Raw genomic sequence first — 16901 nt, forward strand, 5'->3', positions numbered from 1 at the left:
AATTCTCAAAGCAAGTGCAACGTTTGGTGATGGTAGACTTCCCAAGGGCACTTCCAACCCAGACGCTTACGTGGCCTCAGATTGAGCTCATTATATACTGCCTCAATCTCTCTATCGCTAATCGATGAGAGGTCTGTACCTTTTGGAAAATACTCTCTGATGAGACCGTTGGTATTTTCATTGGTACCTCTTTGCCAGGGATGATGTGGAAGACAGAAGTAGATACTTACTCCAATAGCTTCTTGAAGTTCTGCTGCTCGAGCAAACTCAGATCCACGATCAAGCGTTATGGTTTTTACTACCTCACCTCTCAAAGCTTGCTGTATAGCTACATTGACATCAGCACTAGACCCTGATGCAGCTTTGCCACCAACAAGGTAGCCGCTCATACGGTCAACTTGTGTGACCAGGCGTGGCCCTTTGGCCTTACCGATGACGGTATCACCTTCCCAGTCTCCAATGCGTTGGCGATCTGCAACCTCTTTTGGTCTTTCGACAAGTTCATGAGTTATCCGTATTTTTCCTCTGCGCTCTATGAGGTGTTTTGTATGCCGTCGTTTACCTCGGTGTCTAAGTCTCTACGTACAGACTGTACACCTGGAAGTTCACAGTCTAGTTTTCCGAGTGTATGGCTCTATATATAGTGCTACAGCTGACAGGAGCGTAGGAAAGTTCTAAGTGTAGTCTGCCTGCAATCTGCTCAGGTGAGAAGTGGCGACTACAGATAAGAAAGACAATACGTGCACGAAGGCTTGGATCATCGAGTAGGGTGCGTTTCTTGCAAGCCTGGCGTCGAACATCGGTTTTTCTCTGAGCAGTCGAGGCTCTATAGCACAGATGCGCCACTCCAATGATTGTCCAACCGTTTCTTTTAATCTCTCGTGAAATACTTGATTTGTTTCGACCGAGCTTACGAGCAATCTGGCTTATACTTTCATGATTTTTCCACCAGACCATAATGTCTTCGCGCTCTTCAATGCTAAGATGGCTATAGTGACCCATGGAAATCCTTTCAATGATCGTTGTCGTAAGCGCCATTGTAGACCCATGGGTCACTACCTTGTCTTTTGTTGTTGCACTTGCAATGAGAATTCAAGATACATAAAGTGCTCTAATTCTGTGTAGTTTTTTCTTTTATCGTGTACGCGCACGTTTGAGACAAATTACGGCAGAAAATTGTTTTGTTTTTAACTTGGGTATGCATTTTTTATGAGGAGTAGATATGGACAAGAAAGAGAAGAACCTTGCTAGCAAAGGCGCAAAGACAGCCATGTCTTTAGTGCTTGCACTTTCATTGGTTCCTTCTTCAGCGTTAGCAGAGGTTGCTGGCACACAAGAGGTTGCTCAGACTCAAGAAGTTGCAGCAACTCAAACAGTTGATACTACAGCTTCTTCAGAGGCAACTGACCAGGTTTCAACTGAGGCTTCAACTAGCACTGAGGCAACAACTTCTGAACAGAACGCTGAGCAGGGTACTGTTCCTGCTGAAGGATCTTCTCGCCGTGTGGCAAGAAGCCTATCAGTTGTCTCAACTGAGTTGTGGGTAGATGGAACCAATGGCAACGACGCCAATGATGGTTCTAGCGCAAATGCTCTCAAATCTCTGCAAAAGGCATTGGAGCTGTGGACAGCTACTCCAACCATTAACACCATTCACCTTAAGGGAAATCTTGAGCTAACCTCCACAGTTACTATTCCTGCTGGCGTGACTCTCAAGATTGAGTCCGAAGGCGCAACTCTTACTGGCACTGGTAATAGTATTGATGGCCTTGTTCTTGCAAACGGTGCAACTCTTACCGGCTCAGGCACTCTTACCATGTCTGGCTTCAAAACTGCCCTAACAGCACAGCGTGGCTCAACCATTACCGATGGTACCTATGTCTTTAGAAACAACGCAGGTGCAAGTGGTTCTCGTGGTATTTCTCTTGCGGGCACAGTCAAAGGTTCTACTAACAAGAACAGTGTCACTATTACTGCTGACGATAAGAGCAATACCAACTTCTATGAGTCTGGTATCACTTTTGAAAATGCGACTATCTCTGTAGCATCACAAGCACGAACTTGGTTTGACGCTCGTGACCTTAACCTGAAAAACGCAGATCTTACTGTTAAGGGATTTGGCCAGACTTTCTATGTTGATAAACTTAATATGACTGACTCTACGCTGACCATTAATCCTTCATGGTACGGCGCTACGGGTATGACCATTCAGGGTACTTCCAATATTGTTAACTCCACCATCAATGCTAATGCTGGTTCAACTTCTGGTATTTCTGTTGGTGTAGCTGGTGGAACAGTAAACGTTACTAATTCAACCCTTAACTTTACTAATGGTGGAACTGGTGGTCTTAACGTCAACACTGGTGATGTCATCATTAACAACTCCACCATTAAGGGAGACGGTTATAACTCTGGTGCTCTCTTTGGCGCACAAACTAACGGCTCCATCCAGTTCACTGGAAACAGCCTGGTAGAGACCCCTGCTACCAAGAACTCTGATAATGGCGCTGGCCAGACTCGTCAAAACTATAATGTTGTTGGCGGTTCTTACCTCATTAAGTACGCACCAAGTTACAACAGCAGCTTAGGTAGCACTATTCCTACAAACGGTGCAGCTAACGGCAACGAGGCACTCTCGCTCTTTACCCTTGCGGACGCATCAACTAACTCTCTGAGCCTCATTAATGCCAATGGAGCAACCTACACTTATCCAGTTGCTAACGCATCAAGTGATGGCCAGAAGCATGTGTGGGCACCTGCTGCAACTGTCACCTTTGATCTTAATACCCCAGGTGTTACCGGCATCAGCCCAACATTTGCTGATGGTACTACTGCTAATAAGACCGCTTTCGCTATGCGCGGAAACTCTCTTGCAACCGCTTCTTCTGTGGCAGAGGGTACAACTACTCTTCCTGCAGATCCTTATGCAAGTGGTCAAGAGTTTGACGGCTGGTACTACACCGACGCTGCTGGTACGGAGCACCAGTTCACCGCTGATACCCAGGTCACCTCTGACATGACAGTCTATCCACATTGGAAGGCTAACACTGCTTGGTTCTACGTTAGGTATCACAATGGTAATGGCGTCTCTGTCATTGACCGCGTTGCTACCAACACTAGCCGTACCGTAACAGTCCGTTCTGACGCTGAGGTCAACAACCTCGATAATAACTTCAATATCGCTGGAAAGACCTTCAAGCGTTGGACCACCCAGGCAAACGGCGCTGGTGACGAGGTTGCGGCCAGCTCTAACCTGGCTGTTCCTGCAGGTACCGATACCGTTGATTTGTACGCTGACTGGGAGGAGCAGCACCTTACCGTGTCCTTCTCGGCAAATGGCGGTACCTTCTCAGCAAACAGTGTCTTTAAGCAGAACCCTAACGTCTTTGACATCACCACCGATGCAAACGGCGGAGAAGTAGCAACTATCAAGACTCATCCAACTGTTGCTGAGCAGACTACTATTAACGCTCTTCTACAGAATCTCAGTGGCAATACTTTGACCACAGATACTGCTGGAATTGCAAGCTCAACCAGCACCAACACTAATACCGCTTATACAGAGATTGCAACACTAGAGAATTACGTTTTGGACAACGCAGAAACCCCTGTAACGTTCTTTGGCATTGTTGTTGGTCACAACTACCACTACTGGTTCACTGACGCTGCAGGTAACTCCGCTGCAACCATCGACGGTGGTGCAACACTTACTAACGACGTCACTTACTACCTCAAGTGGAAGGAAGATCCTTCCATCCAGAAGATTGAGCTTACAGGCGATCTTCCTGCAGATATGTGGAGTGACTCTCAGAACAACACTACACAGATCAAGGAAGTTTCCAACAACCAGAGCTTTAGCCTTACTGGTGCCATTGACGCAACCTCTATCGTTAGCCAGATGACTGCCTTTGAGAATGGCATTGCTGGTGGTCTTTCTGATCTGACCAAGATTACCCTTTCCGGTACAACTTCAACTTTCACCGCTAAGCTCACCCTTCCTGAAGGTGTTGTTGTCCCAGCTAACCCAACAGTAACCACTTCTGGTCTTGGTGACCTCTTTGAGGTTACAGACGTATCTGTCAATGGTCAGGAAGTCACTGTTACCATGACCCTTAAGGGAAGCTACAGCAATTACCAGCAGCTCAAGGACGCTGTTGAAACCGTTGGTAAAGACGATGCAGCTACTTCAGAAATTGCAAGACCTCTTACCGTAACTGTTGATGGCTTGACTCTTGACCCAACTAAGGTCACAAACGGTCAGGAGCTTACCGCCACCGGCACTCTTACCGGCACCTTCAAATCCTATGCAAAGAACACCATTACTAACGTAACTAAGAAGTACGAGCTCTCTTGGAACGGCGTTCAGATTGCTGCTAATAGAGATCCTCGCGGTAATGACATTCAGCAGACTTTGATTGTCAACAATCCAATTGAGATGAACCTTCCTGCCGATATGCTTGCTGACGAGAATACCGAGCATGACCAGGTCATTACTATGAAGGCAGGCACCACCTTTAATCTCACTGGTTCAATTCTTGCTTCTTCTATTCAGGAGCAGATGAACAACATTGAGCGTGCTTACCCCAACACCAACCATGACACTATTTCCTTAAGCAACCTTAAGTTCAAGTTCACCGCAACGTTGACTGTTCCTGAGGGAATGACCCTTCCAAGCAACCTTACCGCATCCTCTGTTCAGACTTCTAACTTTGGCAGCGGATTTAAGGTCAGCGATGTTCAGGTTAATGGTCGTACTGTTGCGATTACCTTTGAGCTCAGCGATCCATCTTCTATCAGAACCTACTCTGACCTTGAGCGTATTGTTGATGAGGCCAGTGCGGGTGATGGTTGGATGAAGCTCACCATCCCTGGCGTCACTATTGACTCCAACGTTGCTGCAGGCACTCAGCTCACCGCCGTTGGTACTGTTACGGGTTCCTTCAGCGCTAGTGCTGATTCTGCAGCCGGCAACCACAAGGCCTTCTCGTTCATCTGGAATGGCGTTCAGTGGGCAGATGGAAAGGACGCTGTTGCAACTGATAACGACACCATTCAGCTGACCATTACTGTTGCAGAGGATGAGACTCCAGAGACTCCTGCTACTCCATCTAAACCATCCAAGAAAAAGAAGAAGACTCCATACACCGGTGATGCTTCTGCCGCAGCACCTCTTGCTGCACTTCTTGCTGGTATGACCGCTGTAATGACTTCACTTGGCATTACTAAGCGTCGTAAAAATAAGTAAGAAAGAAAGAAAGTGATTTGTTCTTGTATTGCTCTAGTTAGGATGTGTTATGAAACGTAAAGCAAGGATTGTAGCGGGACTGCTTTTAGCTGCCGTTGCTTTCGTCGCAGCATTGCTGCCCAATCTTAGCGTGGCTTACGCAGAAGACACCACCGGTCTTCAAATCAACGCTCTGACTATTGAAGATGCGTCAACTCACGCCCAAGTTGCTGACCTTCTTGCAGGTCAAACTCCTGCCCTTAAGGCGGGAGTCACCTACGCCTTGAATGTTGACTACACAATCCCTGCTTCGTTGCAGTTCTCGCCAACCTATCTCAATGTGAGGTTTGGCGATGGACTTTACGTCACTGGTCTTCCGGGCGCAACGTTTACCGTAGGTGCAATTTCAAACACCAGCTTCTCTAATCTGGTTACCACACCTACGGGAACGGGAACCCTTCCTTATGGTTATCCTGGTGCAGGTTCTGAGAAGAACCGCAGCGGAGACTTGGTCTACATGACCAACAACGGCCTTACCCAAGTTTCTTCCAGAAGCGAGATTCAGTTCAAGCTTGATGATGCTGTTGAAAACCAGAGTGCAAGCCAGGTTCTTGCTAACGCTATTCGAGTTAGTCTGAGCACTGCAGCAACTCAAAACATTGATCCTCGTGTTATTTCTGTTACCGCATCTGATGAGATGAAATACGGTTTCTGGTCGGATCAGTCCACAGAGGTTGTATCTAAGGGAAGCACTACTTCTACCCTCCAGGTATCCGCAACAGGTGGAAGTGCTCTGACCGAGGCTAACACCAAGACTACCGTACAGGTTGTCTATCCAAGTGATATGGAGCTTGTTGGTGTTGAAGAAACCAGCTTGTATCACTCTATGGGAACTGTTGTCAATACCACTGATGACGGCACCAACAAGACTGCAACTATTGAGTGGAACGAGCCAGGTTCTTATTCTGGTACTCCAACTTTTAAGCCTCAAATCAAAGTTTCTACTACAAATACAAGAGCAAATGGTTCTACCTTTAACGTTGTTATCAAGAACCTTACTAAAACTATTTGGAACGACACTCCTAATGTCGACCGTACTTCCGGAACAAATCAAGCAACTTTGACCGTCAAGATTCTTGATGGACTTAATCCAGAGGAAATTACCACACACGCTCTTGTCGATACAGCACCTAACTGGGCATACAAGAAAAACGATACCTATAACGTTCGTCTTGGCACCTATCTCATCAAGAACGAGCTCTCCACGGATACTGCTCCAAAGACACTCGAGATGACCATCGATCAGAACCAGACCGCTATCATCCGCGGCGTCACCATCCCTTACAAGGAAGGTATGACCTATGGTCCAATCCACTGGACTGCATCGGACGGTACGAGCGGAACTGCTGACCCAAGCATTCTGCGCAAATCTGGTGTTTCTGCCCTCATCACCAACACTGCTCTTGGTCTTGACATCAACACTTCCATCACTTCTATCAAGGTTGACCTTGGTCCAATTCTTGGCGGATACGATGGCATTAGGCCAATGAGCGATCTTCTCGACCACCCTGATCATCCCAAGTTTGTCACTGACGAGTACTACGGTTGGAGCTACATCTCCAACGGCGTTTACGGCTCTTGGAAGAAGGGCACTAACGCCGACGTTGTCACTAACGTCAAGCTCTACGACACCGGTACCACTCCTGACGCAGGCGTTACGCTGACCGCTAAGTCCGGCGCACCTAAGGTTCTTAACGGTGTTGGTAGCATCGATAAGACCCAGATTAACGGCGGTGAGACCTTCAAGATTTCTGGTCGCATCGACGACGCAAACTGGGACTGGAACCCTCTTCAGGAGCCAGTGCTCTACGTCATCATGCCTGAGGGCTTTACCTACAGCAACCTCACTGTTTCCAATGGCACGCTCAGCGCTCCAGAGTTTGTAGGAACGTACGATAAGGACGGCGTGGCTGTTAAGGTTTGGAAGTACACCATTGATGTTGGCGACGAGACTCGCGGCCAGTATCAGCCAGACTTTACCAGCAAGAACATGACTCTGAGCATGGATGTCCATACCACCGATCTTGCAGGCAAGGGCATCTATCACATCAACGACTTTGTTGGCATTACCACCAAAGACTTCAAGGAGATTGGTGCCCAAATTAAGTCTGAGCACTGGGACCGTAGCAACTGGAACACTCACAAGTACACCAGCTTGTTTGGTAACAGCGTCAACTCTGGCGAGGACATGGTTTCACTCTCCGAGGGCCCTGGTATCAACATTGCACAGGCATCTGCTATTGCCGCTGCATCTACCCTTTCTGTAAAGGACGGTATTTCTGGAACCGTAACTGATTACACGTACGACTCCGCTAATCCAGGCGCAACTACCCCTGTTATGCAGCGCGATGACACCGCAACTGTTCACATTGCTGTCCGCAATAACACCGGCAACACCGCAAATACCACGCAGCTGTTTGTTCCATTGCTGTCTAAGTCGGTAAATCGCGGCGCTGGCATCACCCCAGAGGGTGCAACTCAGCTTCCTCTGACACTTGAGGGCGTAAACTCTTCTTCCAATTTCTCTTACCAGTACATCAAGCTGAACCCTGGTGTTACCTACACTGCAAACCATGCTCCACAGCCTGGCGACTACACCGTAGTCACCAATCCTGCTGAGGCCGACATGGTGCTCTTTACCTCAACGCACGCACTTGCTGCAAATAGCGGCGGCTTTGTCGACGTCACCTATAAGGTTGCCGACAACGTTGATGCTTCCTACGACGGCACGCGCAGCGTATTCAGCAGCGTTCTTGACTACGACATTGCTGGTAACCACTCCACTCGTAGCCTCTCCACCCACGCTCTGAGCTATGCTGGCATTGACCTCAAGATCAATAAGGTCTGGGACGATAACAACAACGCTGGTGGTAAGCGCCCATCCACAACTGATTTTGGTGCCAACAACCTGGTTCTCTCTAACGATAAGAGCCTTGATACCAGCACTATTACCCCAACAGTTACCGATAACGGCAACAGCACCTACACCATCGTCTACAAGGGTCTTCGCAAGTACGTAAACAACACAGCAGCCGATACTGTTTCGTACACCATTACCGAGAACGTTCCTGATTCCTACGTTTCAACCAGAAGCAGTATTTCTGGCGTTGAGCAGTACACCACCACTCAGTCGCTGGTAAATGTCTACAATGTCAGGCCTGCTATTGTGACACCAGCCGTTACCAAGATTGTCGAGGGTGATTACCCAGTTGTTCCTATATCTGGAGAGCCTTCACCTGCGTCTCTGGTTAATTCTTACCTGAGCACAAGTAACGTTAGCACAGCAGGTACCGCAAGCACTACAAGCGCGACAAGCGCCGACGACACTGCAAGCGGCAGCTTTGCCGAGAGCCTAATCAATAACTTCCTGGCAAATGGCTCTGAAGACGAGGGCGACGCTCCTAACGTCTTTATCTTTGAGATGACACGCCTTAATCCATCCAGCCCAATGCCTGAGGGATCTACCGGCAATACCGCTCGTACACGCAGGCTTCTCGGTGGCGACGCTGTATTCCGCAACATTACGTTCACTCAGCCTGGCACCTACGTGTACACCATCAAAGAGGTTACCGGCACCCAGAACATCCAGTACGATCAGAGCGTCTACACCGTTACCTATAACGTTGTTGACGACGGTACTGGCCAGCTTGAGGCAACACGTACTATGACCAAGACTGACGAGGACGGAAACGTTACTACCGTTGACCTTGGCGAGAATAACGATGCAGTTGGCGCAGTATTCACTAACATCTATCCTGAGCCGCTTCCCGCAAGAGATTACCCATGCGTTGAGAAGCGTGTTACCGGTGCAGCTCCAGTCACTCCAGACGACTTTCCAACAGTTCTTCCTGAGGAAGATGACGGTGACCCAAGGACTCCTTCTGCACAGGATCTTTTCAGGTTTACCTTCACTCGTAATGATTCTTCCTATCCAATGCCAAATGATGCTTCTACAGACACCGTAGAAACTGATGTTGCGGTTTCTGGTGTCGGACAATTTGGTGAACTGGTTTACTCAGCCTGGTACCTATGTTTACACCATCAAAGAGGTTATTGGTACCAATCCAAGGGTTACCTACGATAAGTCTGTTTTCACTGTAACCTACGTTGTTACCGACAACGGTCATGGTGAACTCGACTTCACTCGTTCCATGACCAAGACTGCCGAGGACGGAACAGTTACACAGGTTGATTTGGGTGAGTGCAACGGTGATATTGGCTCGGTCTTTACTAACGACTATCCAGAGCCAACACCAGACCCTGAGCCAACACCAGATCCTGAGCCAAGGAAGCCTTCTAAACCAAAGAAGAAGCGTCTTCTACCAGATACAGGCGATGTTAGTGAGTTTATCGTTGCTTCTCTTGGTATGGCTGCTTCTAGTATCACCGCTTTGGGCTTTGCTCTAAAAGCTCGTAAGCAGAGAAGGTAATTACTTTAGAGTTTACCGTTTACCGAAGAGCTTTTGACCATACGTTCTTCTCGACTCCTGTCCAGTAAAATGGACAGGAGTTTTTTATTGTCGCAAGACTTCGGAGGTAGTATGCCAAGCGAGAAGACCCGCTGCTTGCATCTCGTAAAAATATTTGAGGAAGAAACCGATGATGACCATGGTTTAAGTACACCTCAGCTTATTGAAAAGCTCGCAGAGCGTGGTCTGAGCGTGGAGCGTAAAACGCTTTACGACGACATTAAATCGCTGCAGAATTTTGGTTACGACATTCAGTCTTACCAGCGCCATCCTGTTGAATACGGCCTGGCAACCAGGAAGTTTCAGGCTGAAGAGCTCATGCTGATGGCAGATGCTGTGCAGTCGTCAAAGTTTTTGACGGAGCGCAAGGCAAATAACTTAGTAAGCCTTATTGGAGAGCTAGGCGGGAAGTCTACCTCTGATACGCTGAAGAAGCGCATTCATGTTGAGGGTCGTATTAAGTCGCAAAACGAGTCTGTGTTTTATGCCCTCAATGCTATTCAAACGGCCCTTTTGCAGAAGAAAAAGGTCTCGTTTAAGTACCGCAAGAAGGGCTTTAAGGATAAGGTTATTGAAGAGCTTCCCGTAAGAGAAGAAACGCCTGTTCAGCTTACGTATATTGACGATTTCTACTATCTTATTGTGTGGAACGATAAGCATCAAAACTTTGTCAATTATCGCGTGGACCGCATGTTTAGACTTGAGGCTTCCGATGCTGACGCCACGGTTAACGAGCAGATTAAGCAGTTTGACATAGACAAGTATCAAGAGCGCGTCTTTGGCATGTACTCGGGCGAGGTTGTTGAGGTCACACTTCGTGTTAATGAGCGCGTAATGTGCTCGGTGTATGACCGCTTTGGCAAGAACATTATTTTGAACAATCCAAGTTCTGATGGAAGTACGGCTGACGTGCATGTTTCTGTCATGGAAGCTCCAACGTTTTACGGCTGGCTTGCAACCTTTGGAACAGATATAGAGTTAGTAGCTCCAAAGAAGACCAGGCAGAAATATCAAGAGTATCTGAGCGGGATTCTTCAGAGCTACCAATCAGAGAAAGAGGATTAGCTAAATCAGGTCAAAACAAGTAGTCTTTCTCGCGCCAATTAACGAGCATCAATGACGTAAAGACCTGCTTTAACAAGAAGATGACCATGGTGATCGCTGACCCGCGTGATCTTGCAAGTAACAATGTTTTGATGTCCGTAGAAGAGCAAAGTACTCCAGAGAGAATTGCTTTCTCTAGGAACAAAGCCCAGCTTGTGGTCATTAGAGTACAGAGCAAGAGCCTCTGGGTCGTAAGGGTTATCACGTTCAGGAACAATGGTTAGATCTGAGCCAAGTTTGAGCTGGTCAAAGACAAGAGGAGCGTCGTAGTAGGGAAGACCGGAAACAACGAAGGAATCAACAAGCTTTGTAGGACTGTACATAAGAGCCTCCTTAGAAGATGTTAAGGATAGAGTAGAGAAGTTAAAAAGCATGAGTGTCCAACAGATTGGACAGTAAAAATAGCTGAAAGACAAAACAGTAAGAGACAGAGACAAAGAGTTTCAAAAGGAGTTTGGATGATTACCACTAAGAGATTGTTTCTTATTCCATGGCATGCATCTGACGCGGATGAGCTTTATGAACTAGCAAAAGATTCAGAGATCGGACCACTTTGTGGCTGGGAACCGCACAAGACTCTGGAAGATTCCAAGCAGGTTCTTGCAAATGTATTGTCCGAGAAGTTCTGTTATGCCGTGAAAGACATGAGGACCGGTCATCTTATCGGTTCAATGTCATTGGATTTTGAAGAAATTCCTGATCCAAAAGATTCCTCAAAGCAGCTGCATCAGGCAGAGATTGGCTATTGGATTGGTCGTCCTTATTGGGGACAGGGGCTAGCGCCTGAGGGCACTCAAGCTCTTACTGCATATGCATTTGAAGAGCATGGCGTTGATCAGGTGATTATTAGATATCTTGAGCACAATAAGAAGTCTGCTTCAGTGGCTCGTAAATGTGGTTTCACAGAGGTGAAAATCTTTACTGACTTTAATAAGTACACAGGTAAAGAAGAGCAGTTTGGCATCTCAGTACTCACAAAAGAGGACTGGGAACGTGTTCAAAAATAGCAGTTGTTCTCGCTATTTTGTGTGTTGTTTTTAAATGTTGCATAAGGCAAACTCGTATATGAAACGACAAAACTACATGTAAAGCAATTAAAACAGTTAGTGGATTAAAGATTCTGCTTGTAAGAAAAGCGAAAGAAGTCTGCATATGATGATCAACAAACGCCTCATTGCCCTTATTGAGGAGAGTAAAAAATACATTGGCTTGACCGTGCTTTACCAGTGGATTGCGCTGCTTGCCAATATTGTATTTATGTATTCTCTGGCAAGAATGATACAAGCCCTATTCATGGATTATTTTGTCCTCGAAGAGCAGTTGGTGTTTATTGCACTCTGCCTTATTGCTATTGTGATCAGGTATTTCTGCAAACTTGCTCAGTACAAGACAAGCTTTTATGCAGCAAAAAGAGTTAAAAAGACCCTTCGCGAGAAAATCTATCAGAAGCTTTTAGAGTTTGGTCCCTCGTATAAAAATTCATATGCGACCAGTGAGATTGTTCAGTTGGCAGTTGAAGGCGTTGACCAGCTAGAAACGTATTTTGCGCAGTATTTACCACAGTTCTTCTATGCTGTTTTAGCTCCACTCACACTTTTTCTTGTTTTGCTTCTTATTAGTCCGGTAGTTGGCATTGTTTTGCTGGTATTTGTGCCGCTCATTCCAATGACCATCGTTCTTATCCAGAAGTTTGCAAAGAAGCTTTTGTCTAAGTATTGGGGCCAGTATACGCAGCTTGGCGATACGTTTTTGGAGAACCTGCAAGGCCTTACTACAGCAAAGATTTACAAGGCTGACGATTTCAAGCACAAGCAGATGAACGATGAAGCTGAGCATTTTAGGCGCATTACCATGAAGGTTCTAACCATGCAGCTCAACTCCATCACCGTGATGGACGTGGTTGCATTTGGCGGAAGCGCGCTTGGTACAATTCTTGCAATTCAGCAGGTAAATGACCACCTCCTCGTTATGTGGGAAGGCGTCTTTGTCATTTTGATTTCGGCTGAGTTCTTCCTGCCCATGCGTCTTTTGGGCAGTTATTTCCACATTGCCATGAACGGTATGGCAGCGTCGGACAAGATCTTTGACCTGCTTGATATACCTGTTCGAGAGCAGGGTACCAAGACCGTTCCAGCTTCCAGTGATGTCGCTTTGCGCAACGTTTCTTTCTCCTACGACGGCGAGAAGCCCGTCTTGGTGAATGTTTCTTTTGGAATGCGCGCTAACTCTTTGAATGCCCTGGTAGGAGAGTCAGGCTGCGGAAAATCAACAATTGCAGCACTGTTGACCGGAAAACTCCGCTCGTATTCTGGCGATGTTCTGTTTGGAAATACCAGTTTGTCAGACATTTCTGACCAGAATTTGCTTCAAAACGTTACGTATATTGGACACCAGGCACATCTCTTTATGGGAAGCGTTCGCTCTAACCTTGCCATGGGTAATCCAGAGGCAACTGAAGAACAGCTCTGGCACGCCCTTGAACAGGTCAATCTTGCTGAGTTCGTAAAGTCTTTGGGTGGACTTGACGCGCCAGTTGCCGAGAAGGGCTCCAACTTGTCTGGTGGTCAGCGTCAGAGATTAGCACTGGCCAGAGCCCTACTTCACAATAGCCAGATGTTCATCTTTGATGAAGCTACTTCAAATATTGATGTTGAGAGTGAAGACGTTATTATGCAGCAGGTTCATCAGCTTGCTCAGACAAAGATGGTGCTGGTAATTTCTCACCGCTTAGTAAACGTTAAAAATGCTGATCAGATTGTTGTTATGCAGCATGGTCGCGTTGTTGGAAGTGGAACGCACCAAAAGTTGCTTGCAACAAATGACGAGTACAAACGAATGACGCAGGCCCAGACCGAGCTTGAGAATTATGTGAAAGGAGTTGAGGCGTAATGAAGACAGAAGTTAAGAACTGCGCCACAACTGCACGTACTTCTCGCCGTAGTGCGCTCACCATTATGTTGAGGCTGGTGGGGCTGGTTCGTCCGCTGGCTGGCTTTATGATACTTGCAATTTTGATGGGTGTTTTGGGTAACCTTGCCGCCACGTTCATCAGCATTTTTGGAGCATATGCGCTGCTCAGTGCTATGGGCTTTGCTTCATCTTCTCCTATGGCGTTGCTTTTTGGTGGCATGCTTTTGTTTGCCCTGGTCCGCGGTCTGCTGCGCTATGCCGAGCAGGAATGCAACCACTTTATTGCGTTTAAACTGCTCGCACTTATTAGAGACCGTGTGTTCACGGCGTTAAGAGAGCTTGCGCCAGCAAAGCTTGAGGTCAAAAATAAAGGTAATCTGATGAGTGTTATCACCTCAGACATTGAGCTGCTTGAGGTTTTCTACGCACACACTATCTCGCCTATCTGCATTGCGGCTGTGTTCTGCATTGTAATGGTGTGGTTTATTGCAGGTACTGCCAACTGGATTTTGGGTGTTATTGCACTTGTTTCTTACCTGGTAGTTGGCGTGGCAATTCCGCTTGCTATGTCTCAACGTTCTGAGCAGGACTCTGCTGAGGCAAGAGATCTTGCTGGTAAGCTCTCGACAGCTACCCTTGATAACCTGCGTGGACTTGACGAGATTCTGCAATATAACACTGGCGCACAGATGATTGAAGAAACAAGTCAGTTAGCTGACCAGTTAAGTGACAGACAACAGGCAGTTAAGAAGGCATTTGGTGTCAACGATGCCGTCACGTCAACGGTTATTTTGCTCTCCGGCCTTGTTATGTTCTTTAGTTCGTTCTATCTGGCCTATAACCAGCAGATTTTTATGACCGATGCTTTCATTGTCACCATTGCATTGATGAGTTCGTTTGGGCCTGTTGTGGCTTTGGCAGCACTTGGTACAACCCTGACCAGTACGTTTGCTGCAGGCAACCGTGTTTTGGATATTTTGGACGAACAGCCCCTGGTTAAAGATGTAGTGGGTCAAAAAGACATCTCCTATGAGGGTGTGCGTGTATCTGAGCTTTCATTTGCGTATGATAACGAGCAGATTCTAGACAACATTTCCGTGGATATTCCTACCGATAAGATCGTGGGAATTGTGGGAAAGAGCGGCTCAGGCAAGTCTACGCTGCTTAAACTTTTGATGCGTTTCTGGCCAGCAACACCTGGTGCCATTGAAATTTCTGGAACCCCCTTGGAGCAGGTTAATACCTCTAACCTGCGCGATCTTGAGAGCTACATGACGCAGGATACGCATCTGTATCACGATTCCATAAAGAACAATCTCCGCATTGCAAAGCTTGACGCAACGGATGAAGAGATTGTTGAGGCGTGCAAGAAGGCTTCAATTCACGAGTACATTTCCACGCTGCCTCAAGGTTACGACACGCCCGTTGCAGAGCTTGGTGACTCACTTTCTGGCGGAGAGCGCCAGCGCATTGGCCTTGCTCGCGCATTCTTGCATGACGCGCCACTCATGCTGCTCGACGAGCCAACCAGTAACCTAGACAGCTTGAACGAGGCAATTATCTTGCGCTCGCTTGATAAAGAAACTGAGCGCAAATCCGTGGTTCTTGTCTCTCACAGGGCTTCTACCATGGGAATTGCAGATGTTGTTTACACCGTTGATGGGGGACGAGTGAGCTGATGACACCTGAAGAAATTGAACGGAAGCGCCAAAAGGAAAAAGATCTTATCTCGTTAATGATTCGTTTTTATTGCGAGAAGTACCATCGCACCAAAGCCCACGAACCTCTGTGCGACGAGTGCGCTGAGCTTGAGAAGTATGCGCATACGCGTGTGGACCGCTGTCCTCACATTGAGACAAAGACGTTTTGCTCAAAATGCAAATCGCATTGCTATAGCAAAGAGATGCGCGCTCGCGTTAAAGAGGTCATGAAATCCACAGGACCTCGACTGCTCCTACACCATCCAATTCTTGTAATCAAGCACGCGCTTCAGTAACGCAGTCCTAGTTGGCCTTGTACACCTTTGACATCTGCGATTTTCTCGCCATTTCACGGTCTTCTCGCCAAAAGTGAGAAGACCGCATTTTTTTGAATCTTTTTCATTTGAAACATAACTGTTAACTCTGAGAATTACGTATTTTTGTCGCGGCGCGTTAGGTTTACAGTGACCTCTCGCTTTACAGAAGGAGGTACTGCGTTGATTAAATCTAAGAAAGCGTCATTTATTTTTAAGCTATTTATTGCTGTGATTGGCACCTTTGTACTGTGTGATTCTGCGGGCGTCTTCCGAATGAACTTCCGCGTTTCTTTCTTGTATTACTTCACCAACATCTCTAACCTGCTGCTTGTTGCCTATTTCTGGGGCGCGCTGTTCCAGGCTTACAAGCATCCCGAGACTGCTCAGAAGCCATGGATGCCAACGGTCAAACACACGCTTATGCTGGGCATTACCGTAACTGGCCTGGTAGCTTACTTCCTACTTGATCACGGCGAGGTCTTTGTGAACGGCGTCTTTAAGTTCAACAATTTTATTCTGCATGATGTGATTCCTATCTGCGCTGTTTTGGACTGGCTGCTCTTTGACGAGAAACCAACTATGGGCTTCAAAGAGCCTCTGATCTGGCCTTTGTATCCGCTCACGTATTTTGCATACATTATTGTTTTGGTCCTGGGCTTTGGCGTGCAGATTAAAGAGAAGTCTCGCTGGCCTTATGGATTTATGGACTTTGACAAGCTAGGAGTCCCAACAGTTGCTTTGACCATTGTGATCCTGATTGTTGTCTTTGTTGCCCTGGGCTACCTCTACGTCGTCATTGACAAAAAACTTGGTGAGAAGATCAAGAAGGCTGAGAACTAATCTTAGTGAGGTTAAAAGTTGGGATGACCGCAAGGTTAAACACCAGGTTGATTGCAGGGCACCTGACATTCGTGAACTGCCTCCTATTTCTTGGACACGAGAAATAGGAGGCAGTTCAAAACACATCTAAGTCAGATAATCTGTCAAAAAGACGTATACATGACGCAGAAATTACCACAATCATGCAGATTATCGTCATTAGATGTGTAAAATGCCCGCATCTGAGCAGAATATCTGACTTAGGTGTGTTCCGTAGATACAGAATTTATCGATAGTA

12 protein-coding genes are annotated in these 16901 nt (G+C 46.9%); 9 read left to right on the forward strand and 3 right to left on the reverse strand.

The annotated features are described in order from the left end of the window. Positions 1-5: 5 nt before the first annotated feature. On the reverse strand, positions 6-536 hold the full coding sequence (locus tag HMPREF1492_RS07480; protein ID WP_156924064.1) for an IS30 family transposase: 531 nt from the start codon (positions 534-536) through the stop codon (positions 6-8). 76 nt (positions 537-612) lie between these two features. Then, positions 613-1038: a helix-turn-helix domain-containing protein gene (locus HMPREF1492_RS07835; protein WP_156924065.1), complete on the reverse strand. Its 426-nt coding sequence runs from the start codon at positions 1036-1038 to the stop codon at positions 613-615. 184 nt (positions 1039-1222) lie between these two features. Here HMPREF1492_RS07835 and HMPREF1492_RS00185 point away from each other — a divergent pair, with 184 nt between their 5' ends. The 4 genes from HMPREF1492_RS00185 to HMPREF1492_RS00200 all read left to right on the forward strand — a co-directional run bounded on the left by HMPREF1492_RS00185 (position 1223) and on the right by HMPREF1492_RS00200 (position 10818). Further along, a complete protein-coding gene (locus HMPREF1492_RS00185) occupies positions 1223-5245 on the forward strand; it encodes a beta strand repeat-containing protein (RefSeq protein WP_035434775.1) in 4023 nt (1340 codons plus the stop codon). A gap of 49 nt (positions 5246-5294) precedes the next feature. Continuing rightward, positions 5295-9368: a Spy0128 family protein gene (locus HMPREF1492_RS00190; protein WP_051479306.1), complete on the forward strand. Its 4074-nt coding sequence runs from the start codon at positions 5295-5297 to the stop codon at positions 9366-9368. Next, on the forward strand, positions 9286-9714 hold the full coding sequence (locus tag HMPREF1492_RS00195) for a streptococcal pilin isopeptide linkage domain-containing protein (protein WP_035434777.1): 429 nt from the start codon (positions 9286-9288) through the stop codon (positions 9712-9714). Before HMPREF1492_RS00190 ends, HMPREF1492_RS00195 begins: the two co-directional genes overlap by 83 nt. A 111-nt stretch (positions 9715-9825) precedes the next feature. Continuing rightward, a complete protein-coding gene (locus HMPREF1492_RS00200) occupies positions 9826-10818 on the forward strand; it encodes a helix-turn-helix transcriptional regulator (protein ID WP_035434779.1) in 993 nt (330 codons plus the stop codon). A gap of 38 nt (positions 10819-10856) precedes the next feature. Here HMPREF1492_RS00200 and HMPREF1492_RS00205 read toward each other — a convergent pair whose 3' ends face one another. Next, positions 10857-11180 (reverse strand): HIRAN domain-containing protein, encoded by a 324-nt coding sequence (locus HMPREF1492_RS00205; protein ID WP_035434781.1) that lies wholly within the window; start codon positions 11178-11180, stop codon positions 10857-10859. Positions 11181-11315: 135 nt separating this feature from the next. Between HMPREF1492_RS00205 and HMPREF1492_RS00210 the strand changes: the two genes are divergently transcribed. The 5 genes from HMPREF1492_RS00210 to HMPREF1492_RS00230 all read left to right on the forward strand — a co-directional run bounded on the left by HMPREF1492_RS00210 (position 11316) and on the right by HMPREF1492_RS00230 (position 16624). Then, on the forward strand, positions 11316-11864 hold the full coding sequence (locus HMPREF1492_RS00210; RefSeq protein WP_035434783.1) for a GNAT family N-acetyltransferase: 549 nt from the start codon (positions 11316-11318) through the stop codon (positions 11862-11864). 145 nt (positions 11865-12009) lie between these two features. Next, positions 12010-13746: an ABC transporter ATP-binding protein/permease gene (locus HMPREF1492_RS00215; RefSeq protein ID WP_198014316.1), complete on the forward strand. Its 1737-nt coding sequence runs from the start codon at positions 12010-12012 to the stop codon at positions 13744-13746. After that, positions 13746-15446 (forward strand): amino acid ABC transporter ATP-binding/permease protein, encoded by a 1701-nt coding sequence (locus tag HMPREF1492_RS00220; RefSeq protein WP_198014317.1) that lies wholly within the window; start codon positions 13746-13748, stop codon positions 15444-15446. The genes HMPREF1492_RS00215 and HMPREF1492_RS00220 overlap by 1 nt, the downstream gene beginning before the upstream one ends. Then, positions 15446-15763, forward strand: a complete 318-nt coding sequence (locus tag HMPREF1492_RS00225) for a nitrous oxide-stimulated promoter family protein (protein ID WP_035434784.1) — start codon at positions 15446-15448, stop codon at positions 15761-15763. Before HMPREF1492_RS00220 ends, HMPREF1492_RS00225 begins: the two co-directional genes overlap by 1 nt. A gap of 201 nt (positions 15764-15964) precedes the next feature. Continuing rightward, positions 15965-16624 (forward strand): Pr6Pr family membrane protein, encoded by a 660-nt coding sequence (locus HMPREF1492_RS00230; RefSeq protein WP_035434785.1) that lies wholly within the window; start codon positions 15965-15967, stop codon positions 16622-16624. Positions 16625-16901: the final 277 nt, after the last annotated feature.

The sequence above is a fragment of the Atopobium sp. BS2 genome, from assembly GCF_000565075.1.
GTDB lineage: Bacteria > Actinomycetota > Coriobacteriia > Coriobacteriales > Atopobiaceae > Lancefieldella.

Excerpts from the sequence above, each read along its gene's own strand:
- HMPREF1492_RS07835 (WP_156924065.1), bottom strand. The coding sequence starts at position 1,038 with ATGGCGCTTACGACAACGATCATTGAAAGGATTTCCATGGGTCACTAT.
- HMPREF1492_RS00185 (WP_035434775.1), top strand. The coding sequence starts at position 1,223 with ATGGACAAGAAAGAGAAGAACCTTGCTAGCAAAGGCGCAAAGACAGCC.
- HMPREF1492_RS00190 (WP_051479306.1), top strand. The coding sequence starts at position 5,295 with ATGAAACGTAAAGCAAGGATTGTAGCGGGACTGCTTTTAGCTGCCGTT.
- HMPREF1492_RS00200 (WP_035434779.1), top strand. The coding sequence starts at position 9,826 with ATGCCAAGCGAGAAGACCCGCTGCTTGCATCTCGTAAAAATATTTGAG.
- HMPREF1492_RS00205 (WP_035434781.1), bottom strand. The coding sequence starts at position 11,180 with ATGTACAGTCCTACAAAGCTTGTTGATTCCTTCGTTGTTTCCGGTCTT.
- HMPREF1492_RS00210 (WP_035434783.1), top strand. The coding sequence starts at position 11,316 with ATGATTACCACTAAGAGATTGTTTCTTATTCCATGGCATGCATCTGAC.
- HMPREF1492_RS00215 (WP_198014316.1), top strand. The coding sequence starts at position 12,010 with ATGATGATCAACAAACGCCTCATTGCCCTTATTGAGGAGAGTAAAAAA.
- HMPREF1492_RS00220 (WP_198014317.1), top strand. The coding sequence starts at position 13,746 with ATGAAGACAGAAGTTAAGAACTGCGCCACAACTGCACGTACTTCTCGC.
- HMPREF1492_RS00225 (WP_035434784.1), top strand. The coding sequence starts at position 15,446 with ATGACACCTGAAGAAATTGAACGGAAGCGCCAAAAGGAAAAAGATCTT.